This window comes from Gemmatimonadota bacterium (genome assembly GCA_016704275.1).
Lineage (GTDB): Bacteria > Gemmatimonadota > Gemmatimonadetes > Gemmatimonadales > GWC2-71-9 > Palsa-1233.
This window is the reverse complement of sequence record JADJAK010000001.1, coordinates 112,875-134,506: the sequence shown is the minus strand read 5'-3', so window position 1 is coordinate 134,506 and position 21,632 is coordinate 112,875. Positions and strand designations below refer to the sequence as shown.

Sequence of the window (21,632 nt, the reverse complement as noted above, 5' to 3'; positions counted from 1 at the left end):
CGATGGACGATCATCGATCATCGTATCTTAGAGGATGCATCGCTTCCTGCTGACGTTTCTGCTCGCAACCTCCGCCTCCGCGCAGTCACCACTGAGTGATGCGGAGGCGGCGTTGCGCGCGGGCCGGCCCTGGCGGACAACGCAGCTGCTCGCTCCGCTGCTGGCCAATTCAACGACGCGAACGCCCGATGCGGTGATTCTCGCCGCCCGGGCGGCGGCCGCGTGGCAGGGCTGGGGCACCGTCACCAAACTGCTGGGGCGTGAGCCATGGCTCGATGCCCGGTATGATCGACTCGGTCGACGATTGTTGGCCGAGGCCGCAGTTGGCGAGGGTCGGGCGCGCGACGCGGTGAACCACGCGACCGTCGCAGCCGCCGGCAACTCCAACCAGCGATCCAGCGACGAGCAGGGGCGACGACTCCTCCTCCTTGCGCGCGGCTATGATCGATTGAACGTCCTCGATTCGGCCGCGGCGAGCTACCTCGAGGCGGCGCAACGGTTCCCCACGCTGCGCGAGTGGCTGGCGTTGCGTGCCGCGGCGACGACGGCCGACTCGACCGATCGCAAGCGGCTCTACGCCTCGGTCACATTGCCAGGCGCCACTGGACGGGTGCCACGCGTCGAGGCCACGGCACGGGAACGCAGCGGCGACACCGCGGCGGCGATCACGGCCTACACCAGGCTCGGCGCGCGCGGCACCGCACTGCGACTTCGCTGGCAGAGCGCCCGCGATATGTCCGCGAAGCTCGCCGTGCGCGACGAACTGCTCGCGATGTTGGCCGGCGATGCCACCACGGCGACCAGCCGAGAGGCGCTCGATCTCCTCGATCTCCTGAAGCCACCGCTCGATCGCGGTCAGCGACTGCTTGCCGCCCGGCGCGCGGCGTCGCTCGGCCGGGCCGCACAGGCGGTGACGCATTATGCGGCGGCGGCCAAGGAAGGTGCGCTCGCCTCGTCAGATCGCCTCCGTTTCGGTACCGCCCTGGGCGACATCGGACGCTGGCCCGAGGCCGCCGCGCAGTTTCGAGGCGTCACCGATCCGGCGCTGGCGGGCCACGCCGCCTACTACGGCGCCCGTGCGCTGCTTCGCAGCAACGACCGCAATGCCACACCGGCGCTCGAGCGTACCATTCGCAACTTTCCGCGCGACACCCTCGCGGCAAGCAACGCCCTCTACCTGCTCGGCGACCTCGCACTTGATCGCGGTGCGATCGACTCGGCCCGGACCCTCTTCCGGCGGTTGGTCACGCGCTATCCATCGAGTGCGCAGTACACCCGCTCACTCATCCTGGCCTCGCTGATCGCGATCGAAGCCGGCGATCCGGCCACCGCCGTGCACGATCTCGAGATCGGCCTCGCCGAGCGGAACCCGACCGGCGTCAACGGCGACGCGCTGCGGTACTGGCGCGGCCGCGCGCTGCTGCTGGCGGGTGATGCGAATGGCGGCAAGGCGGCCCTGCGCGAGCTGCTCGATCGCGGCCCAGAGAGTTACTACGCGGTTCGTGCGGCGGCCCGGCTCGACACGCTCCCCTGGGAGGCGCCAACGCACGACCCGGCACCGGTGGACTCGGCGATGCGCGCCGCCTTCGAACGCGCGGCGCTGCTGGACACCCTCGCCATGGGTGCCGAGGCGGGCTTCGAACTCGATCGGCTCGCCGCGAACGCGAGCGGCGCGGACGGGCTGCTGCGCGCGGCCGAAGCATTTGCCGAGTATGGCTATGCGCAGCGCGCCGCGCAGCTCGCCTCGCGTGCACTCGCCGCCGGTGCCCCGCGTGACGGCACGCTCTGGCAACTCATCTATCCGCTCCCGTACGAGACACGGCTCCGCGAAACCGCGATGAGCGAGCGGGTCGACCCGCTGCTGGCGGCGTCGGTGATCAGGCAGGAGAGCGGCTTCGAGCCCCGCGCCACCTCTGGCGCGGGCGCGCGCGGCCTGATGCAGATGATGCCCGCCAATGGGCCGTCCCTTGGCCGCGCGCTCGGCTTTCCGGAGTTCGATGCCGCCCTGCTCTGGGTGCCCGACGTGAATCTCGCCTTCGGGATGCGCCACTTTGCCGGGGCACTCGGCCGCTACCCCGAACCGGAGCGCGCGCTCGCCGCCTACAACGCGGGTGGCACGCGCGTCGATCGTTGGAGCCAGGCGACCCTGCGCGGCATGATCGCGAGAGACCAGCTTCGCGCACCGATTGCCGACGCCGAGATCTTTGTCGAACGGATTCCCTACGACGAGACGCGCGGGTATGTGCGGGCGGTGGTGAGGAATCTGGCGATGTATCGGATGATTTATGGGAGGTGAGGGGTGAACGGTAACCAGTGACCAGTGACCAGTGACCAGTGACCGGGTTACAGGTCACTCGTCACCGTTGTTCCCCCCGCACTTCTTCCGCCGTCTTCCCCCCGCGCGCACAATCCGGTAGATCTGGATCGCCATCGCGCCCTCGGCGTCTTCCACCGGAATGGCGACTCTGTCGGACGCCCAGGCCGGCAGCCGCACGTAGGGGTCGTTCATCGCCCGCTCGCGGGGGATCCATCGCTCGGCAGGAATGCTGACGATGTCGAGCCAGCGGCCGTCGCGGTCGAAGAGGTCGAACCGGATGGTCGTGGGGTCCATCTCGTCGCGACGAAGCCAGCGTCGTCCGCGGCCGTCGACCGACAGCTCATCGTAGACCGGGCGTGCGTCGGGCATGTCGGAGAGCCGGAACGCGCTGCGAAGCGCGGACTCCGGGACGTCCAGCGGGGACCCCGGGTTTCGCTCGGTATGCCGTGCAAACTGCTCGACGATCCGATCGAGGATCCGCTCCTTCTCGGCGCGTGTGACCGGTCGGGCATCCTGCGGACGCGAGAAGAGCATCGTGGTGTCGCGGCCGTTTCGACTCGCCACCACGGTCGCGCTGGCGGTCGACCCGATGAGGAAGCCACCCGCCAAGTCGGCGATGTCCAGTTGATCTGGCTGCAGCGGCACATGCAACCCGACACGAGTCCGTCCCCCCACATCGACGTGCCACATGCGGTTGCGCGCGAGGTACGCCGGCAACTTGAGCGTGTCGGTGCGGCGACCATCCAGCGTCAGGCGGACGAAGCCGTTCTGCATCGTGGCGCCCGGGGCGGTAGGCCAGCTGAGCGGAATCGGCATCACGATGCGGCCGCTGCCATCGATTCCGATCGGCGATGAGCTCCGCGGCGTGCCGCGATAGATCGCGAGGAGCTTTCCCGTCGACAGCGAGAAGAGGTTGGTCCGCGACAGGGACGGATCGTGCACGACGAGCGTGTCACCGCGCATCCCCAGCATGGGCGACCGATACTCGCCCGGGCCCTCGCCGTCCCGCCCGATCGCCCCGGCAAAGCGGCCTTGGCTGTCATAGCGGCGGATCTGGGCGGGGTTCTGGTCGGCGACGATCAGCGAGCCATCGTCGAGCAGGACCATCCCCGTCGGCGTCCGCAACTCGCCCGGGTCGTCGTCGGGCGGCTGGATGGTGCGATCGAGCACGAGCGACCACTTGCCACTGTCGACCGGGGAGCGGTTGGTCACTCGGATGACACCGCCGGGAAGCGTGTCCACCTGCGGACCCATGGCCGATGTTGGCGTCGATGACTGGGCCGCCGCGGCGTCAGGCTCGCCGTCGCGCGGCGCCTCGCCGCCGCAGGCAAGCAGCCAGAGCACGCCCGAAGCAAGAAGCGATGTGGAGCGCGACATCATCGAGGACCGCCAGCGAGAAGGGGGAGCGCAACGTCGTGACCGCGGCCACGACGCCTGATCACGACGCAAGGTTTCGTCGCTGACCTCGTGGCAGCGCGCAATCTCGTCTCGCACCACTGCATCAAACTCCCCGCAGGGCACGCTCGAGCACGTCCTCCTGTGTCCGGCCCTCAGCGCGCATCGCGCGCACCGTCTCGCTCCGGTCGCGCTTGCTGAGCTTCTTGCCGTCGGCGGCATAGAGCAGCGGGTGATGCAGGGTGACGAAAGGTGCGGTGCGGCCGAGCAGCTGACCAAGCAACAGCTGGCGGCCTGTCGAAGTGATGAGATCTTCGCCGCGCACGATCAGGTTCACGCCGTGACGCAGGTCGTCCACCACCACGCAGAACTGGTAGGTCCACTGGCCCTGCGCATCGCGGAGAACGGGATCGCCGTGCTCGCGTGCAGGATGCTGCTGGATGACGCCGAGGCGAAGATCGGTGACGGTGGTCTCCTCGTCGGGAAGGACGACGCGGACGGCGGTGCGCCCGGGGCGATCGATCGGCTGGCCGCGGCAGGTGCCGGGATAGTGGCGTTCACCGTCGGGCCCCGGCGCGCCGAGGTCGGCGCGGGTGCAGGTGCAGCCGTAGAGGAGGCCGCGCGCGGCGAGCTGGTCGAAGGCGGCCTGATAGCGGTGGGGGACATCGCTTTGGCGATACGGCGAGGGCCGCAGGCCAGCGAGCCGAGTGACGGGTCGGCGGTGGTATAGCCGAGCCAGGCGAGATCCTCGAGGATGCTGCGTTCGAAACCCGGCGTGCAGCGGCTGCGGTCGTGATCCTCCATTCTCACCACAACCCTGGCCCCGGTGGCCTCAGCAATGCCCCAGACCCAGGCCGCGTGCAGCACATGGCCCAGATGCAGCTCCCCGGTCGGGGAGGGCGCGAATCGGGTCACCAGCTCCCCGTCGGGAAGTCCGGCCGCGACGCTTCCCCCCGCCCGGGCATCTTTGAGGCGTCGCAGGAGTGAACTCAACTCACCGGGGGTAGGTCCGTGTCGCATGCGTCCTGGATGGTGGCTGGAATGGCGATCACGCTCGCACTGCCCGCGCCGGCGCAGATGCGGAACATCAACCTGACCGGCGCACCGATCAAGGCGATCACCGAGCCGTTCACGGTGATCGGTGGCGTCCGCGAACTGCCGGGGAACAAGGCCGTCGTCGTCGATCGTCAGGAGAAGAAGGTGATGATGGCCAATTTCGTCACTGGTGCCGTCACCCCGATCGGTCGCAACGGCAGTGGGCCGGGCGAGTACACCTATCCGGTGAGCCTCTTCGCCGGCCCGGGAACCGACACCTGGGTTGGCGACCCGCAGGCAGGGAAGATCCACGTCGTGAAGGCCGACGGGAAGGTCGTGGATGGGATCCTCCCGCCCGAAGGAGAGGGCGGGATGTCCCTCCTCGTGCCGCGCGCCGTCGATGCGACCGGACGGCTCTACTACCAGGCCTTCCCCCGAGCCGAGCCGGGCAAGACCCCGAATGTCGATTCGATGGCGATCGTGCGGTGGGACCGGATCGCCAAGAGGATTGACACCCTCGGCAAGGTCCCGTCGGGGATGAGCGTCAACACCAGCGGTTCGTCGGGCAACAACATGCGCGTGATGATCTCGAGCAAGCCGCTCGCGGCGGTGCCAGTCTGGACCGCCCTTCCGGACGGCCGCGTCGTCATCGTCCAGCCATCACCGTACCGGGTTGATGTGCTGGGCCTCAACAAGTCGGTCACGCACGGCCCGACGCAGGCCTACACGCCGATCAAGATGACCGCCGCCGAGCGGAACGCCTATCGCGCCGCCCTGAAGAGTTCTTCTCCGATTGGCATCACGCGGACCAGCGGCAGTGGGACGGCCGGCACCAACGTCTCGACCACCTCCCAGGGGCCGCCGCAGCGGGAAATCCCCGACGAGGAATTCCCCGCCGTGATGCCGCCCTTCTCGGGGCAGGGCGCGGTGCTCATCTCTCCCGACGGCGAGATCTGGGTGCTCCGCACCCGGCCGGCGAGTGACAAGGTGCCGACGTACGACATTTTCAACAGCGCCGGCCAGCTCACCGGGAAGGCGACGTTGAAGCCGAATTCCGCGGTGGTCGGCTTCGGCGCCGGTGTGGTGTATGTGGCGCGGCAGGATCCGGAAGACGACCTCCGTTACCTCGAGAAGTACGCGCGCTAGCAGCGGCCGACGTTGCACGCGTGGGACGATGCCCCGCCTTCCCCCCCGGAGGTGGGGCATCGTGTTTTATTTGTCCGCTGCACCATCCCGGATCACGCCGTCCTTCCCCCATCTTGAAGAGCGACCATGCGTCGATTGCTCCTGCTCGTGCCCCTGCTCGGCACTGCCTGCGTCCAGCCTCTGCGCCTGGCGCGCAATGATGCGCCGACAGTCCTCGCGCATCAGGAGGTGATGGCGCCAAGCCCCGCGCTCCCAGGCAGCTATCCGGTCCACACGATGTACTACGGCAGCGGCACCGACAAGCACCGCGCCGAGTACCGCGACTCGGTGACCTTCAAGACGAAGCCGGTCGACGGGACCAAGCTGGCCACCGCCACGCCGGAACGAAAGAAGTATTGGGGCTTCGGCTTCGACTCGATGCCGGTCAACGGCCGCATCTGGTATCCGGAAGGGGCGGGGCCGTTTCCGCTGGTATTGATCGTCCACGGCAATCACAGCATGGAAGACTATTCCGACCCGGGCTATGCCTATCTGGGCCAGCTGCTCGCGAGCCGAGGCTACATCCTGGTCTCGGTCGACGAGAACTTCCTGAATGGCGGGATCGGTGGCGAGAACGACGCGCGCGGCTGGATGCTGCTGCAGCACCTGAAGGCGTGGAAGACCTTCAACGACTCGGTCGGCAGCCCGTTCCACCGCCGGGTCGACATGAACAACATCGCGCTGATGGGGCACTCCCGCGGCGGCGAGGCGGTCGCGATTGCCGCCGCCTTCAACACGCTGAAGCGCTACCCCGACAACGCGGCGCTGACGTTCGACTTCAACTTCAATATCAAGGCCATCGCCGCGATTGCCCCGGTGGATGGCCAGTACCAACCCTCCAGCAAGCCCACTCCCCTCGACAACATCAACTACCTGGTCATCCACGGCTCGCATGACGGCGACGTCTCGTCGTTCATGGGGCTGCGCCAGTACTCGCGCATCCGCTTCACCGACGGCCAGCCGCACTTCAAGGCCGCGGTGTGGATGTACCGCGCCAACCACGGCCAGTGGAACACCGAGTGGGGGAGCAGCGACGCCGGCCCGCGCGGCGAGCGCTTCCTCGACCTCCGCGGCCTGCTGCCGCCCGAGGAGCAGCGGGCGATGGCGCAGCTGTATCTCTCGGCCTTCCTCGACGCGTCGCTGCGGGGCAAGAGCGAGTACCTCCCGATCTTCCGCGACCACCGCGTGATGGGGACGTGGCTGCCGAAGACGATGTACGCGACCCGCTTCCAGGACGCCGGCTACCGCGCGCTCGCCAACTTCGACGAGGACGTCGATGTGACCACCGGCAGCGCGCCGGGCGTAACGATCACCGGCGACTCGCTCGCGACGTGGAAGGAATCGGTCATGCCGCTCCGTTCGCGCGGCGGCCAGGTCGGCCGCTTCGCCGTCTGGCTTGGCTGGAACAACCGCCTCGCCGGGAAGGACACCACCAAGATGGGGCCGCCGGCGGCCTACACCGTGACGGTCACCGACTCGATCCGGAAGGCATGGTCGGTGGGCAGCGCGAGCGCGCTCGAATTCTCGCTGGCGGTGACCGACGAGAAGCCGGGGCCGCGCGCCCTCGCGAAGGACAGCACCAAGGCGAAGGCCGATTCGACCAAGGGAAAGGCCGACTCGACCGCGAAGGCGCCGCCGAAGAGCAAGGAGCAACTCGCCAAGGAGAAGGCCGAGAAGGCGGCCAAGGCGAAGGAAGAGAAGGCCAAGGCCAAGGCCGAGAAGGAGAAGGAGAAGAAGGAGAAGCCGAAGAAGGAGGTGAAGGACTCCACGCCGATCGAGCTCTCGATCGAGGCGATGGATGCCGCCGGCAATCGGGTCTCCCTGCCGCTCTCGAAGTACGGTGTGGCGCGGCGACCGCTCGAGGTGACGGTCTATCGACGTGCCGGCTCCGACAAGACCAGCTTCGGCTCGCTCGCCGAGCTGGTGCCGCAAACGTACGTGATCCGACTGACCGACTTCCGTGACAAGGACCCGCGCTTCGACCCGTCGCAGCTCACGTCGCTCCGCTGGGTGTTCGACAAGACCACGGCCGGGACGGTGATCCTCACGGACATCGGACTCTCCAACATCTCCCCGACCTTCTTCGTTGGACGGGCTCCATGAAGCCGCTGCTCCCCCTCGCGCTGATCACGCTGCTCGCCGGCACCGCTGCGGCCCAGTCGCCGACGCAGCCGCCGCCGCTCCTCCTCCTCCCCGGCTCGACCCGCGGCATGGCGCTCGGCAACGCCTACGTCGCGGGCGACACCCCCGACGTGATCTTCTACAACCCCGCCCAGGTCGGCGATTCCCGCGGTACGGTGGTCTCGCACCAGCGCTTCGGCTCGCATGCCTCGTTGGCGTCACTCGCCACCAACACCACGGCGCTCGGCTGGACCGTGGGCTTCGGGGTGCAGTACATCGAGTACGGCGCCGAGCGTGAGGACGGCGCCACGACCATCGGCAAGCTGGCGCAGGGCGGCGACTTTGCCGCGTCGAGCGTCCTCGGCCTGATGAGCTTCTCGAAGCAGCAGAATGGCTTCCGCGTGGGCGTCACGGCGAAGTACCTCGCGCAGCAGGTCGCCCTCGGCCGGCAGAGCACGCCGTCGTTCGACATCGGCTTCGCCAAGGACGTCTCGTTCGTCACGATCGGCCTCGTCCTGGCCGACCCTGAGGGCGTCTTCGACAACAATTCCACCCCGGCACTCCGCCTCCCCACCAAGGTGACGCTGGGCGCCATGGCGACCGGGCTCCCGGTCGGGACCTGGTTCGATGGTGGGATCGCGGCGTCGGTGATGACGGACAAGCGCGGTCGGCTCGTGCCGAATGGTGGCATCGAGCTCAGCTACGTCCCGGTCAGCGGCTGGAGCTTCACCGGCCGCGTCGGTGCACAGGCCGCGATCCAGCCCGAACACGACGGTGCGTCAGCGCTGACGCTCGGCGGCAGCATCAATGCCGATCGGTTGAGCCTGGACTATGCGTTCCAGCAGCTGAAAGGGGCGGGGGCGACGCATCGGGTGGGGGTGAGATTCAGGTAGGATGATGGATGATGATGATGATCGATGATCGATCGTGTCATCCTGAGCGGAGCAGCCCAAGGGGCTGCGTAGTCGAAGGACCTCTATCCCAGCGCATCGGGAAGAGGTCCTTCGACTTCGCCGCCCGCTACGCGGGCTCCGCTCAGGATGACACAATCCATCATCCATCATCCATCATCCATCATCGTATTACCTCACCACGCCAGCGCCCTCCCCCGCCAATCCACCATCCTTCCATTCACACTCTCATCGGCCGCTTCGAGCGTCGCGAGCAATCCCGCGGCGACCTCGTCGGCGGAGGGCTGCACCGCCGGTCCGTGAAGCGCGGTGCGGTAGAGGCCCGGGTTGCCAATGATGACGCGAATCGAGTCGGGCTCGAGGTCGAGCGCGAGGGTACGCATCGCCATTTGCAGCGCGGCGGCGCTGACCGCCTGGCCGTAATGCCCGCCATCCGTCCGATCGGTGAACGAGCCAAGCCACGATGTGATCGCGAGGATCGCCGGTGCCACGCCGCTCCGCAGCGGCAGCCGGAAGGCGCGCGCGAGCGCCAACGGCAGCACGGCATTCTGGTCGACGTGCGCCAGCACGAGTGCCGGGTCGAGTTTCGGCAGCGTGATGTTGGCCTGCTGATCGGGAAGGGTCGGCCCGGCGTGCTCCTGCCACCCGGCCAGGATCAATCGATCTACCGCCCCGCCGAGCGCCTCGGTCACCGCCTGCGCGACCTCCTCCGGCGTGCGGCGCGAATCGCCCACCAGCACGACCTGGTCGGGATGCTCGCGTGCGAGATCGGCGAAGAGCGGAATGCGACCGGGCTGTGCGGCGACCACCGCGAGGCGATCGCCGCGATCGGCCGCGATCCGGACGAGCGTGGCACCGAGCGGCGTGGCAGCGCCGAGAATGGCGGTCCTGAGCGTCATCGAGTTCCTGAGATTGCGTGGGTATACCAGTCGAGGATGAGCTGCCGGGTGCGCAGCCAGTTCGAGGGATGGCGCGTGGCGGCACCGCACTCATCATTGAGTCGGACGAGCGCCGATGGCACGCCCCGGAGTTGCAGCGCCGTGAACCACTCGCCGCCCTCGTCGATCGGCACGGCGCGGCGGCAGTCGCCCGCCACGACGAGCACGGGGGCGCGGACCGCGCCGACGACGTGCAGTGGCGACCGCTCGCTCCAGTCGAGTTTGTCCTGTCGCCACGGCCGTGAGAAGAACGGCTCCTCCTCGGCACCGAGCGGGCCAGGGAGCCCGGCGAGCCAGTCGTTGCCCGGGCAGCGCACCGACGCGGCGGCGAAGCGCGTACTCCGCCCGACGACCCAGGAGGCGAGCATTCCGCCACCACCGCAGCCACCCACGAAGACCTTGGTGGTGTCGACCCATCCCCGACCGATCACCTCGTCCACGCCAGCGATCACGTCGTCGAGATCGACACCAGGGTAGCGCGTTCCCAGGGCCGCACCGAAGTCGCTGCCGTAGCCAGTGGAGCCGCGCGGATTGAGCAACAGCACCAGGTAGCCGGCCGCGGCCATCTGCTGCGCCGTCGGCGAGAAGCCGAGGTGGTGCATGGCGTGGGGACCGCCGTGGAGCTCCACGTGCAACGGCCGCTTGCTGCCGACGGTGAAGTCGGGCGGCTTCACCAGCCATCCCTGCACCAGCGCGTCACCGGAGTGATACTCGACTTCCTCGATTTCGCCGAAGCGCATTGACTTGGCGATGGCCTCGTTGAGGTGGGTGACCGGCTGGATCTCCCACGGCTTCTTGAGCGGGAAGCGCACCAGCTCCCACGGGAGCGAGGCGGTGCTCCGGATGGCGAGGCCGTAGCCGCCCTTCCGGGCGATCGCCGCGAGTTCCATCCGGTGCAGCCCGTTCGACCCCGGCTTCACCTTGCCGTCCTTGAGCGACACCGAGTAGCTGTTGATCGCGCCACGATCTTCGGCGCCGAACCAGAGCGTCTGGCCGTCCGAGTCCCACGCGGCACCTACCGCGTCGCGGTCGAGGCCGGCGGTCAGGGTGCGGAACGCGCCGCCATCGGGGCGGATGACGTGCAGCGGCTGCGTGCGGTAGCTCGCCCCACCTTCGCCGAAGCCGCTGAAGGCGATCCACTTCCCGTCTGGGGAGACGACCGGCGTGTGCCAGAAGCCGTCGGTACCGGTCAGGCGGCGCAGTTCGCCACTCGCCACCTGCACCACGTACAGCTGCGACTGCTGATAGCGCCGCTCGGCGTCGGGCTCGATCAGGCCGTCGAAGACGATCGCCGTCCCGTCGAGCAACCAGTCGAAGGGGATGGCCCCGTGCACGCCGGTGTCGCGCGCGCCGACGTCGAAGCCGCCGGCGGTCACCTGCCGAGCCTCGCCGCCGGTGGCGCTCACGACGAAGAGCTGCACCCACCCCTCGGCCGACCGCAGCCGCGTCGTGATGCTGGGGTCTGCGGCCCAGTTGCCGCCCTCGGCGGGGATCGGCGAGGTGACACGAATGGGTGGGGCGAACGGCACCAGCCGGGTGAACGCGATCTGCTGGCCATCCGGCGACCAGCGGAAGGCGAGCGGTGGCGTGGGGCCGGTCGTGAGCGTCACATCACCATCGCCAATGGTACGGACGATGAGCTGTGTGGTGCCATCCACGTCGGCCAACCACGCGAGCCGCTTCCCGTCAGGTGACCATGCGGCGTGGTGCCCGGGGGCGACCTGCCTCGGGTTCGTACCGTTGTCGTCGACCTGCCAGAGCATCGACTCGTAGCGGTCGGCGATCCGGTTGACCTGGATGCGGGTGTAGACGATCGACTTGCCGTCGGGGCTGATGGCCGGCGAGGCGACCCGCTCGAGCTCGAGGAAGCGGTCGAGCGTGAAGGTCCCCTGCCCCTGCAACGGCGCGGCGCCGAGCAAGACTGCGACGAGCGCGAGCCTCACGCGACGCGGCGCTGCAGCTCGAGGATCACCCGCGCAATCACCATCTCGACGCCGATCTTGTTGTGGCCACCCTCGGGGAGGATCACGTCGGCATACCGCTTGGATGGCTCGACGAACTCCATGTGCATCGGCCGCACGGTGGTGAGGTACTGGCGGATCACGTCGCCCATGGTGCGGCCGCGTTCCTCGACATCACGCTGCAACCGGCGGATGAAGCGGATATCGTCTGCCACGTCGACGTAGAGCTTGATGTCGAAGTGCTTCCGCAGCCGCGCGTCGGTGAAGAGCAGGATGCCATCGACGATCACGATCGGACTCGGCTGCACCGTGACGACAGCGGCCGCGCGGGTGTGGGCGGCGTAGTCGTAGGTCGGCTTCTGGATCGGTCGCCATGCGGCGAGCGCCTCGAGTTGCTCGACCATCAGGTCGTTGTCGAGCGCGTCGGGGTGGTCGAAGTTGACCCGTCGCCGATCGTCCATCGAGAGATGGCCGAGGTCCTTGTAGTAGGCGTCCTGGTCGACGAACGCGGCATCGATCCCGGTCGCCTCGTGGATCGCCCGTGCCACGGTGGTCTTCCCGGAGCCGGAGCCGCCGACGACGCCGATGATCAGGGGGCGGGGGCGAGGCGGCTGCGTCAGGCACGAGGGGCTCCGGAGGTGGGGTGAACGGTGACCAGTGAACGGTGACCAGTGACCAGTGACCAGTGACCAGTCAAAGATATCTCCTCCGATGGATGTCAGCCTCGGGTAAGGGGCGTAGCTAGGCGCGACGCCGAGGGGGGCTCGAGCGTCTAGGCTAGATCCCACATCCCTCCCAGGTGATTCCCTTGAAATCCCGATTCGCGACCTGTTCCGTGGTTGCTGCCCTGGTGCTCTCGACGTCCGGTCTCTCCGGGCAAGCCGTGGTTCCGCGGGCCCTCGGCCGCCCGACCCACACCCCAGGCGCGGAGTTCTCGGTCGTTTCGTGGGTGGTCGAACTGCGACCCGGACAGTTGCTGGTCGGCGACGCGGAGAATCAGCAGATCGCCACGCTCGACCTTGCCACCGGCACATCGCGGCCCATCGCCCGGACCGGCGCCGGGCCGCGGGAGTATCGAACCGTCAGCGAGTATGTGTTGCCGCGCCACGAGGGGGGCGCCTTCGTCATTGATTTTGCCCAGCGCCGATTGCTCCCCGTGCATGCGGACGGCAGTGTCGGCGATGCCGTCGGCTACCCGGCGAGGTTGATGCTGCAGCAACGCGACTCGAGTGGCCGCCTGTACGGCGAGGTCATGCGGTTCAGCGCCGCCCGGGAACTCAGCGACTCCATTTCCGTGGTGCGATGGGACCCGAAGGCGGAGCGGATCGACACGCTATTGACCTTCGATGCCAACCGCTCGGACATGGTCTCTGCGGGTGGTCCGATGCGAGTGTGGGGACCAACCGCCCGTTGGTTCGTCCTTGGCGACGGTCGTCTCGTCGTCATCGGCAGCGCGCCCTATCAGGTGCGGAGCTGGCAGTCGGGCCGGTGGAGTGCGCCGGTGGCCTTTCCGTGGCCGAATCGGGCACCGAGCAACGTGGAGATCGCCGCGAAACGGGCCGAGCTGGAGGCGCAGCCGGTCCGCGGGATGGGAACCGGCGGCGGGGCCGCGCCGAAGCGACCGGAGCGGGCGTTTCCCTCCAAGCTGCCGGCCTTCGAGGCGTTCAGCGATACCCCGATCCGGGCAGCACCCGACGGCACCTTCTGGATTCCCCGCCTCGACCCGAGCAGCTCGGCCCAGCACTACGACATCGTCGACCTGACGCGGGTGCGAGGGCAAGTCACGCTGCCGAAGGGAAGCGCGGTCGTGGGCTTCGGCGCGGGCGGTGTCTACGTCAGCGAAACGGACCGTGACGACATCGTGCGCATCCGTCGCTACGCGATGCCGACGTGGCCGTGAGGTCTACCCCCCCCCCCCCCCCCCCCCCCCCCCCCCCCCCCCCCCCCCCCCCCCCCCCCCCCCCCCCCCCCCCCCCCCCCCCCCCCCCCCCCCCCCCCCCCCCCCCCCCCCCCCCCCCCCCCCCCCCCCCCCCCCCCCCCCCCCCCCCCCCCCCCCCCCCCCCCCCCCCCCCCCCCCCCCCCCCCCCCCCCCCGAAGTACCCGTTCCACATCCACCCGCAACTCATACCAGCCATCCTTCTGCCAATGCAGCACCACCAGCTGATGCGTGCCGGTCGCCGTGAACTCCGCTTCCTTCACGTGCGACTCGCCCGGCACCCAGTCGTCGAGGAGGAGCTTGCCGTCGAGATAGATGCGGACGGCATCGTCGGCGATGGTGCGGATACGGTACCGCCCCGGGGTGAGGGTGGTCGACGCCTCGGCCCGGGTCAGCAGCCACTTCGACGGAATCCCCTTCGGCGGGCCGTACCAGGTGAAGTCGAGGCGCGTGGTGTCGCGCTGCGCAATCACTCCCTGCAGCGAGGCGGCGGACGTGGTCGCCGGCGCGTTCCCTGTCGAATCGGTAAGGGCAAAGGTGACCGCCCACTTCACCGGGAGGAGGTAGCGCACCCACGCAAAGCGAACCGGCACGCCGGCTGCGGTCCGCACGCCGAACGGTGAGGTCACCGCGGCGCCGCGATACTCCAACTCGACGCGGTAGTCGCCTTCGCGGCCGGCCGCTGGCGTCACGATCAGCGTGTCGCCGACGCGCCCTGCTTCGGCAGAGAGGGTCGCGACGCCTTCCTTTGCCACCACGCGCCAGCTGCCGGCCGGTCCGAGCACGCGGAGCTTCTGCGGCGTGGCATCGCTACGACCGACCGGCCAGAGCTTCGGGCTCAGGTAGTCGTACGGGCCCCATTCATCGACGATGATCGTCGCGCGGCCACGACGGCCACCGGCCGGAATCAAGGCATCGCGCCCGCCCGGCAGCTTCGGCACGACATACCGCGCCGGAATCGGCACCGCCGTCGCCTCGCCCGGGCGCTGCACCATCGACCATCCGGTGGTGTCGCCACTCACGCGCAGGAGGGAATCGACCTTGATGAAGCTGTTGCCGTCGGCCCGGAAGCGCTGGGTGTTCTCGACGCGCATCGCCAACCGCGTGCCGTCGAAGGTGTTGCCCAGCACGGTGTAGTCCTGCGACCGCGTATCGCGGTACTTCGGGTAACCCCAGTCGCTCGGCTCGATCTTGTTCCACCAGAGACGGATCGCGGCGGTGTCGCCCTCGAAGCGATTGCCGACGATCCGGATGTCCTGGCCGTGCTCGATCGCGATCGCCTCGACGTTGCGGCGGAAGGTGTTGCCAAGGATCACCGACTGATACGAGTAGCCGCCCCAGACACCATGCCAGTTCTCCTCGACGCGGTTGGCCACGAAGGCGTTGCGCGAGAAGGTCGCCTCGATGCCGTTGGTCGGCGCGTGCGAGAAGTCATTGGCATAGAAGAGATTGTCGTTGGCCCCGCCCTTCCCCGTGTCCATGGTGGACTGCCCGGCCCAGAGGAAGAGGCCGTCGCCACCGTGCGTGACCGAATTGTGGGCCACCACGTTGAAGCAGCTCTGCTCGTACATCAGGAGGCCAGCCGAGTCCTGGCCGCGATTGTAGAAGCGGTGGGAGTAGCCGCGCACGTCGTAGTCAATCCGGTTGTGGAGGATCCGGTTGTACGACGAGCGATACATCCCGATGCCGAGGCCGGAGTTGTAGGAGAAGTCGTTGTTCCAGATCAGCAGCGAGTCGGTGCGGGTCAGCATCAGCCCGTTCATCCCCTGCCGCACCGTCACGTTGCGGATCTCGCCGCCGACCACGCCCTCGAGATAGACGCCGGCGCCGTGGCGTAGCCACTCCCGCTTCTCGTTCTGGTGGAACGAGAGCCAGTCGACCAGCGACTCCTTCTCGATACCGGAATAGAGCTGCGGCTTCTGGTTGTGGGAGAAGTCGCTGTCGAAGAGCCGGAGCCCGCGCGTGCCGAGTGCGACGAGGCCATGCTTCACGCCACGCACCGTCACCCCGCGCACCGTGATGTCGGCGCCGCCGTCGATGATGATGCCGTCGCCGGTGAAGCGGTCGGGTTGGCTCCGCATCGTGTCGCCCACCAGCTCCACGCCGCGGAGATCGAGCGTGATGCCGCGGCCCCGGACGATGATGCCGACCGAATCGGTGGCTGGAATGCGATACCGCCCCGGCGCGATGCGCGTCGAGGCGGTAATCGTCATCCCGGGCGTGAACGGGACGGGGCGCTGCGCCGGGAGCGCGGCGGGGAGGAGCAGGAGCGGGAGCAGGCGGATGGGATGCATCCTCAAGGATAGCGCCGGAGCCGCCGGTACGGGCGCAGCATGCTGCGCCCGTCGGTCCCGCCGTGCTCGCTCGGAGACCTCACCCGGCGAAGATGTAATTCGCCCCGAACTCCTGCGCCCGTGCCACCGCAAAGACGCCCGACGGCACGATCTGGATCCCGGGGAAGAGCCCCGCGACCCACTCCTTCCTGACCGTGGCGGGGTCGAGCTTCATCTTGGTCGCCGCCTTGCTGCTGTACACCGTGAGCGCCACGTCGCATGCCCCAACCAGCACGCCGCCCTTGAGCAGCTCGGCGATGCCGAGGCCCGGGATCGGCAGGCCGGTGATGGTGGCATACGGGTTCTTGGTGGCCGGCTTGCCGTCGACCATCACCTTGAACATCTCGCCCATGTCGTACTTGGCCCACACGGCATCATTGAATCCCATGCCGAGGCCGCCGTGGCGGAGGATCACCATCGCCGACGCCTTTTCTCCCGGGTATGTGGCCTCGGTGGTGTTCAGATAGATCCGCGGCCAGATCGCCGGCATCCCGTCGTTCGGCTCGGTCGCGTCGAAGACGGTCTTGTGCTTGCCGGTGAGCTTGCCGAACCACGCTTCCAACTTCGGATCGACGGCGGTCGGGGTCATGGCGGCGGCGTGCGCGGTCATCGGCAACAGCGAGGCGGCGCCGACGCCAACGGCGGCGGCCGCGACTTGGCCCAGGAAACCACGACGTGGCGTCCCGGGCGTGAACCCATGGTCCATGGGAACCTCCAGATACAGGGCAAAGGGAACTCGGGGGAACCCCGTCCCGATAACCTACGGCCGGTCCCGAAACGCGAAAGGGGCGACGTTGCCGTCGCCCCTACCACCTCCGGAACCACCACGCCGCGCACCCATCTCCCCGTGTGTAAGGGCGACGCATGCGTCGCCCCTACGTATGCCCGCTACACGTAGTCCTCAACAGGCGGGCAGGTGCACACCAGGTTCCGGTCGCCATACGCCGAGTCGATCCGCCCGACCGTCGGCCACAACTTCCGCTCGCGAAGCGCCGCCACCGGGAAGGCGGCCTGCTCGCGGCTGTAGGGCCGGTTCCACTCGTTCGCCGTGACTTCGCTCAGGGTGTGCGGCGACCCCTTGAGCACGTTCACCTCGCGGCTCGCGGTGCCCTGCTCGATCTCGCGGATCTCCTCGCGGATGGCAAGCAAAGCGTCGACAAATCGGTCGAGTTCGCTCTTCGGTTCCGACTCGGTCGGCTCGATCATCAGCGTGCCGGCCACCGGGAAGGAGACCGTCGGCGGGTGGAAGCCGAAGTCGATGATCCGCTTGGCGATGTCCTCGACCTCGATCGCCGCCGTCGCCTTGAACGGGCGCATGTCGATGATGCACTCGTGCGCGACCAGGCCATTCTTCGCCGCGTACAGCAGGTCGAACGCCCCCTCGAGCCGCTTGGCGATGTAGTTGGCCGAGAGGATCGCCACCTTGGTCGCGTAGGCAAGGCCTTCCGACCCCATCAACTGGATGTAGGTCCAGGAGATCGGCAGGATGCTCGGGGAGCCCCACGGCCCGGCCGAGATCGTACCGGCCGGATGCGCGTGCCCCAGATCGATCACCGGGTGCCCCGGAAGGAACGGCGCCAGTTGCGGCGCCACGCCGATCGGGCCCATGCCGGGGGCCGCCCCCGCCGTGCGGGATGCAGAAGGTCTTGTGCAGGTTCAGGTGGCAGACGTCGGCACCGATGTCGCCCGGGCGGCAGAGGCCGACCTGCGCATTCATGTTGGCGCCGTCCATGTAGACCTGGCCACCGTGCGAGTGGATGACCTCGCAGATTTCCTTGATCGACGATTCAAACACGCCGTGCGTCGACGGATAGGTCACCATCAGTGCCGCGAGGTTGGCGGCATGCTCGGCGGCCTTCGCCTTGAGGTCGGCGACGTCGATGTTGCCGTGACTGTCGGCCGCGACCACCACGACCTTCATCCCCGCCATCACCGCACTCGCCGGATTGGTGCCGTGCGCCGAGGTCGGAATGAGGCAGACGTCGCGGTGGTGATCGCCGCGCGCATGGTGGTAGGCGCGGATGACCATCAAGCCGGCGAACTCGCCCTGCGATCCGGCATTCGGCTGCAGCGAGACACGCGCGAATCCGGTGATCTCGGCGAGCTGCGCCTCAAGCTGCCGGAACATCTCCGTATACCCCTGCGCCTGCTCGCGCGGGGCGAACGGGTGCAGTGCGCCGAAGCCCGGAAACGACACCGGCATCATCTCGCTGGTGGCGTTGAGCTTCATCGTGCACGAGCCGAGCGGGATCATCGCCGCGGTGAGCGACAGGTCCTTCGCCTCGAGGCCACGCATGTAGCGCAGCATCTCCGTCTCCGAGCGATGCCGATGGAAGACCGGATGCGTCAGGTAGCCGCTGCTCCGCTTGAGCGTGGCCGGGATCGCCTCATCGGAGACCATCGCCGCGTCGAGCATGAACGGCAGCGCGCCGTCGAGCGCGAAGCAGGAGATCAGGTCGCCCAAGTCGGCGAGCGTCACCGTCTCATCGAGCGAGACCACCACGCGATGCGTCCCGATCCGGCGCAAGTTGATGCGGCGAGCCGCGGCGGCCTCGATGATCCGATCCTGCTTCCAGCTTTCGACCTTGACCGAGACGGTGTCGAAGAAGTGCTGGTGCTCGACGGCATAGCCCAGGCGATGCAGCGCGTGCGCCAGCAGCAGCGCGCGGCTGTGCACCTGCGTCGCGATCCGGCGAATCCCCTCGGGACCATGATAGACCGCGTACATCGACGCCATCACCGCCAACAGCACCTGCGCCGTGCAGACGTTGCTCGTCGCCTTGTCGCGGCGGATGTGCTGCTCGCGCGTCTGCAGCGCCATGCGGAGCGCCGGTTCACCGCGGCTGTCCTTCGAGAGCCCGATGATCCGCCCCGGGATGTGGCGCTTGTAGGCGTCGCGCGTGGCGTAGAAGGCCGCGTGCGGGCCGCCGTAGCCCATCGGCACCCCGAAGCGCTGCGTGTTGCCGACTGCCACGTCGGCGCCCCACTCCCCCGGCGGCGCCAACAGCGCCAGCGCGAGCAAGTCGGTCGCGACCGTCACCAAGGCGCCAGCGGCATGCGCCGCGTCGGCGACCGAGCGGAAGTCGCGGATGACACCGTCGGTGGCGGGGTACTGGAGCAGGCACCCCACGACGGCCCCCTCACTCCTCACCCCAAACACGAAGGCGCTCGGCTCAGCCACGATCACCTTCACTCCGCGCGCTTCGGCCCGCGTCTCCACCACCGCGATCGTCTGCGGATGGCAGGCTGCGTCAACCAGGAAGACCGGCGTCCCCTCGTGCTTGACGACCGCGATCGTCATGGCCATCGCCTCGGCGGCCGCGGTGCCTTCGTCGAGCAGCGACGCGTTGGCGATCTCGAGGCCGGTGAGGTCGCTCACCACCGTCTGGAAGTTCAACAGCGCCTCGAGGCGGCCCTGGGCAATCTCGGCCTGGTACGGCGTGTAGGCCGTGTACCAGCCCGGATTCTCGAGGATGTTCCGCTGAATCACCGGCGGCGTGAAGGTGCCGTGGTAGCCCATGCCGAGGTAGGAGCGGAACACCTGGTTCCGTTCGGCGAGCTGCTGGGCGGTGGTGAGCACCGCGCGCTCGTCGAGCCCCGGCGCCAGCGCCAACGGGCGGCGGAGGCGAATCGTCTCCGGGACGACGTCGTCGATGAAGGCGTCGAGGGAGTCGTAGCCGAGCACGCCGAGCATTGCCTGGATTTCATCGGGGCGAGGGCCGACGTGCCGGGTCGAGAACTCGTTCGGGGCGAGGCACGACGAATGCGGCGCAGACTCGCCACCACGGGCGCTGCGGACTTCACGGGGTGCGGATGCGGTCGTCATCAGAGGCATGCTCTCGTGTTGAAAAAGCGACAGGGCCCGGTCGGGCCCTGTCGGATGCATTCAGGTGTCAGCTCGCGGCGATCATCGTCTGATAGTCCGCGGAGTTGCGGAGTCCGAGCACCTCGTCGGGATTGCTCGGCTCGATCTTCACCAGCCAACCGGCGCCGTAGCAGTCGCTCGCCACCGTCTCGGGCGCATCGCCGAGCGAGTCGTTGATCGCAACGATCTTGCCCGATGCGGGGGCGAAGAGCTCGCTCACCGCCTTGACCGACTCGATCACGCCGAACGGCTTGCCGGCGCTCACCACCGTCCCGACCGCCGGGAGCTCGACGAAGACGATGTCGCCGATCTGCTCGACGGCAAAGGCAGTGATGCCGACGGTGCCATCAGCGGCGAGCCACTCGTGCTCAACCGAATACTTGAGGTTGTCCGGATACTCCACGGCTGACTCCAGGGCTCAGGTCGAACGACGATAGAACGGCAGGGCGATCACTTCGGCAGTCACCCGCTGGCTGCGAACCCCGATCTCGACCGTCGTCCCGAGTGCCGCGTTGGCGACGGGGAGGTAGGCCATGGCGATCGCGTAGCCGAGGGTGGGTGAGGCGGTCCCGCTGGTAACAATCCCCACCGGTTCTGCCGCGGCGGGAAGATAGACGGGGTACCCCGTCCGGGCGATGCCGCGTCCGGTCAGCTTGAGGGCGACCAGCGTCTTGGTGGGGTGATCCTTGGCGGCGGCCAGTGCGGCGCGGCCGACGAAGTCCCCCTCCTTCTCGAACTTGACCACCCGGCCGAGGTTGGCCTCGAACGGCGTGGTGGCGCGGTCGAGCTCCTGGCCGTAGAGCGGCATCCCCGCCTCGAGGCGGAGGGTGTCGCGGGCGCCGAGGCCCACCGGCACCAAGCCGGCATCCTTCCCGGCCGCGAGGAGGCCGTCCCAGACGGCGATGGCATCGTCCCACAGCGTGAAGAGCTCGAAGCCATCCTCGCCGGTATAGCCGGTGCGGGCCAGCAGCACCGGCAGACCGAACGCCGTGGCCTCACGACCGCTGTAATACTTGACCGTGCTCAGGTCGACATCGATGAACGGCTGAAGGATCTCGGCGGCCTTCGGCCCCTGGATCGCTACCAGCGAGGTGCGCATCGAGGCGTCGTCGAGCGAGGCATCGAAGCCATCGAGCCGCTCGCGGAGCGCCGCCGAGACCACATCGGCGTTGGCGCCGTTGGCGACCACCAGGTAGCGCGTCTCGCCGAGGCGGTAGACGATCAGGTCGTCCATCACCGAGCCGTCGGCGGCGCAGATCATCGAGTAGTGGGCCTTGCCGACGGCGAGCTTCGAGGGCTGCGTGACCAGGGCATAGTCGAGGGCCCGATCGGCCTCGGGCCCCTTGATCCAGAGCTCGCCCATGTGGGAGAGGTCGAAGAGGCCAGCCGCGCTGCGGACCGCCTTGTGCTCTTCGACCAGCCCCTGGTACTGGACGGGCATCTCCCAGCCAGCAAAGGGGACCATCCGGGCACCGAGGGCGATATGACGGTCGAGGAGCGCAGTCTTGAGCACGGAAACGGTCCGGGAATGGGTCAGAACTCTAAGATAATCGAACTCCCGATGATCGATGATCGTCCATCGATGATCGATCATCGACCATCGATCTCAGACTCCAAAACCCTCCATAGTTCCGT

15 protein-coding genes and 1 pseudogene are annotated in these 21,632 nt (G+C 68.3%); 5 read left to right on the top strand and 11 right to left on the bottom strand.

Annotated features, from left to right (window positions below; translation table 11 throughout):
* The first annotated feature begins 34 nt into the window (after positions 1-34).
* Positions 35-2,296, top strand: coding sequence for a transglycosylase SLT domain-containing protein (locus IPG05_00665; protein ID MBK6493611.1), 2,262 nt, complete (start codon positions 35-37; stop codon positions 2,294-2,296).
* 54 nt (positions 2,297-2,350) lie between these two features.
* Here IPG05_00665 and IPG05_00660 read toward each other — a convergent pair whose 3' ends face one another.
* The 3 genes from IPG05_00660 to IPG05_00650 all read right to left on the bottom strand — a co-directional run bounded on the left by IPG05_00660 (position 2,351) and on the right by IPG05_00650 (position 4,627).
* Positions 2,351-3,697 (bottom strand): hypothetical protein, encoded by a 1,347-nt coding sequence (locus tag IPG05_00660; GenBank protein ID MBK6493610.1) that lies wholly within the window; start codon positions 3,695-3,697, stop codon positions 2,351-2,353.
* Between the two features lie 121 nt (positions 3,698-3,818).
* A complete protein-coding gene (locus IPG05_00655; protein ID MBK6493609.1) occupies positions 3,819-4,070 on the bottom strand; it encodes a hypothetical protein in 252 nt (83 codons plus the stop codon).
* A complete protein-coding gene (locus tag IPG05_00650) occupies positions 4,046-4,627 on the bottom strand; it encodes a hypothetical protein (GenBank protein ID MBK6493608.1) in 582 nt (193 codons plus the stop codon). Before IPG05_00650 ends, IPG05_00655 begins: the two co-directional genes overlap by 25 nt.
* Before the next feature lie 126 nt (positions 4,628-4,753).
* Here IPG05_00650 and IPG05_00645 point away from each other — a divergent pair, with 126 nt between their 5' ends.
* From IPG05_00645 to IPG05_00635, 3 genes are all read left to right on the top strand, one after another.
* A complete protein-coding gene (locus tag IPG05_00645; protein MBK6493607.1) occupies positions 4,754-5,893 on the top strand; it encodes a hypothetical protein in 1,140 nt (379 codons plus the stop codon).
* Positions 5,894-6,019: 126 nt separating this feature from the next.
* Positions 6,020-8,035, top strand: coding sequence for a hypothetical protein (locus IPG05_00640; GenBank protein ID MBK6493606.1), 2,016 nt, complete (start codon positions 6,020-6,022; stop codon positions 8,033-8,035).
* Positions 8,032-8,946, top strand: coding sequence for a hypothetical protein (locus IPG05_00635; protein ID MBK6493605.1), 915 nt, complete (start codon positions 8,032-8,034; stop codon positions 8,944-8,946). Before IPG05_00640 ends, IPG05_00635 begins: the two co-directional genes overlap by 4 nt.
* Positions 8,947-9,140: 194 nt before the next feature.
* Here IPG05_00635 and IPG05_00630 read toward each other — a convergent pair whose 3' ends face one another.
* Genes IPG05_00630 through udk form a run of 3 tightly spaced genes read right to left on the bottom strand, consistent with a single transcriptional unit; the run spans position 9,141 to position 12,897 of the window.
* On the bottom strand, positions 9,141-9,863 hold the full coding sequence (locus IPG05_00630; protein ID MBK6493604.1) for an SDR family NAD(P)-dependent oxidoreductase: 723 nt from the start codon (positions 9,861-9,863) through the stop codon (positions 9,141-9,143).
* Positions 9,860-11,845 carry a S9 family peptidase gene (locus IPG05_00625; GenBank protein ID MBK6493603.1) on the bottom strand — a complete coding sequence of 662 codons (1,986 nt, stop codon included), beginning with the start codon at positions 11,843-11,845 and terminating at the stop codon, positions 9,860-9,862. The genes IPG05_00630 and IPG05_00625 overlap by 4 nt, the downstream gene beginning before the upstream one ends.
* A complete protein-coding gene (gene udk / locus IPG05_00620) occupies positions 11,842-12,897 on the bottom strand; it encodes a uridine kinase (GenBank protein ID MBK6493602.1) in 1,056 nt (351 codons plus the stop codon). Before udk ends, IPG05_00625 begins: the two co-directional genes overlap by 4 nt.
* On the opposite strand from udk, the gene IPG05_00615 reads away from it, so the two are divergent.
* The gene (locus IPG05_00615; protein MBK6493601.1) at positions 12,813-13,763 is read left to right on the top strand and encodes a hypothetical protein; all 951 of its coding nucleotides are present in this window, start codon (positions 12,813-12,815) and stop codon (positions 13,761-13,763) included. The genes udk and IPG05_00615 overlap by 85 nt on opposite strands.
* On the opposite strand, the gene IPG05_00610 is transcribed toward IPG05_00615, so the two are convergent.
* The 5 genes and pseudogenes from IPG05_00610 to gcvT all read right to left on the bottom strand — a co-directional run bounded on the left by IPG05_00610 (position 13,739) and on the right by gcvT (position 21,591).
* Positions 13,739-16,093 carry a right-handed parallel beta-helix repeat-containing protein gene (locus tag IPG05_00610; protein MBK6493600.1) on the bottom strand — a complete coding sequence of 785 codons (2,355 nt, stop codon included), beginning with the start codon at positions 16,091-16,093 and terminating at the stop codon, positions 13,739-13,741. The genes IPG05_00615 and IPG05_00610 overlap by 25 nt on opposite strands.
* A gap of 79 nt (positions 16,094-16,172) precedes the next feature.
* Complete coding sequence (locus IPG05_00605; protein ID MBK6493599.1) at positions 16,173-16,838, bottom strand: hypothetical protein; 666 nt, start codon at positions 16,836-16,838, stop codon at positions 16,173-16,175.
* A gap of 182 nt (positions 16,839-17,020) precedes the next feature.
* Positions 17,021-19,958 (bottom strand): annotated as a pseudogene (gene gcvP, locus IPG05_00600) (aminomethyl-transferring glycine dehydrogenase).
* 67 nt (positions 19,959-20,025) lie between these two features.
* On the bottom strand, positions 20,026-20,400 hold the full coding sequence (gcvH, locus tag IPG05_00595; protein ID MBK6493598.1) for a glycine cleavage system protein GcvH: 375 nt from the start codon (positions 20,398-20,400) through the stop codon (positions 20,026-20,028).
* A gap of 15 nt (positions 20,401-20,415) precedes the next feature.
* Positions 20,416-21,591 (bottom strand): glycine cleavage system aminomethyltransferase GcvT, encoded by a 1,176-nt coding sequence (gene gcvT / locus IPG05_00590; protein ID MBK6493597.1) that lies wholly within the window; start codon positions 21,589-21,591, stop codon positions 20,416-20,418.
* Between the last annotated feature and the right edge of the window lie 41 nt (positions 21,592-21,632).

What these genes read in the sequence shown, in the direction of transcription:
- IPG05_00640 (MBK6493606.1), top strand. Translation starts at nt 6,020, where the DNA reads ATGCGTCGATTGCTCCTGCTCGTGCCCCTGCTCGGCACTGCCTGCGTC.
- IPG05_00610 (MBK6493600.1), bottom strand. Translation starts at nt 16,093, where the DNA reads ATGCATCCCATCCGCCTGCTCCCGCTCCTGCTCCTCCCCGCCGCGCTC.
- IPG05_00645 (MBK6493607.1), top strand. Translation starts at nt 4,754, where the DNA reads ATGGCGATCACGCTCGCACTGCCCGCGCCGGCGCAGATGCGGAACATC.
- IPG05_00630 (MBK6493604.1), bottom strand. Translation starts at nt 9,863, where the DNA reads ATGACGCTCAGGACCGCCATTCTCGGCGCTGCCACGCCGCTCGGTGCC.
- gcvT (MBK6493597.1), bottom strand. Translation starts at nt 21,591, where the DNA reads ATGATCGATCATCGATGGACGATCATCGATCATCGGGAGTTCGATTAT.
- IPG05_00660 (MBK6493610.1), bottom strand. Translation starts at nt 3,697, where the DNA reads ATGATGTCGCGCTCCACATCGCTTCTTGCTTCGGGCGTGCTCTGGCTG.
- udk (MBK6493602.1), bottom strand. Translation starts at nt 12,897, where the DNA reads ATGTGCCGGTGGCAAGGTCGAGCGTGGCGATCTGCTGATTCTCCGCGT.
- IPG05_00605 (MBK6493599.1), bottom strand. Translation starts at nt 16,838, where the DNA reads ATGGACCATGGGTTCACGCCCGGGACGCCACGTCGTGGTTTCCTGGGC.
- IPG05_00665 (MBK6493611.1), top strand. Translation starts at nt 35, where the DNA reads ATGCATCGCTTCCTGCTGACGTTTCTGCTCGCAACCTCCGCCTCCGCG.
- IPG05_00635 (MBK6493605.1), top strand. Translation starts at nt 8,032, where the DNA reads ATGAAGCCGCTGCTCCCCCTCGCGCTGATCACGCTGCTCGCCGGCACC.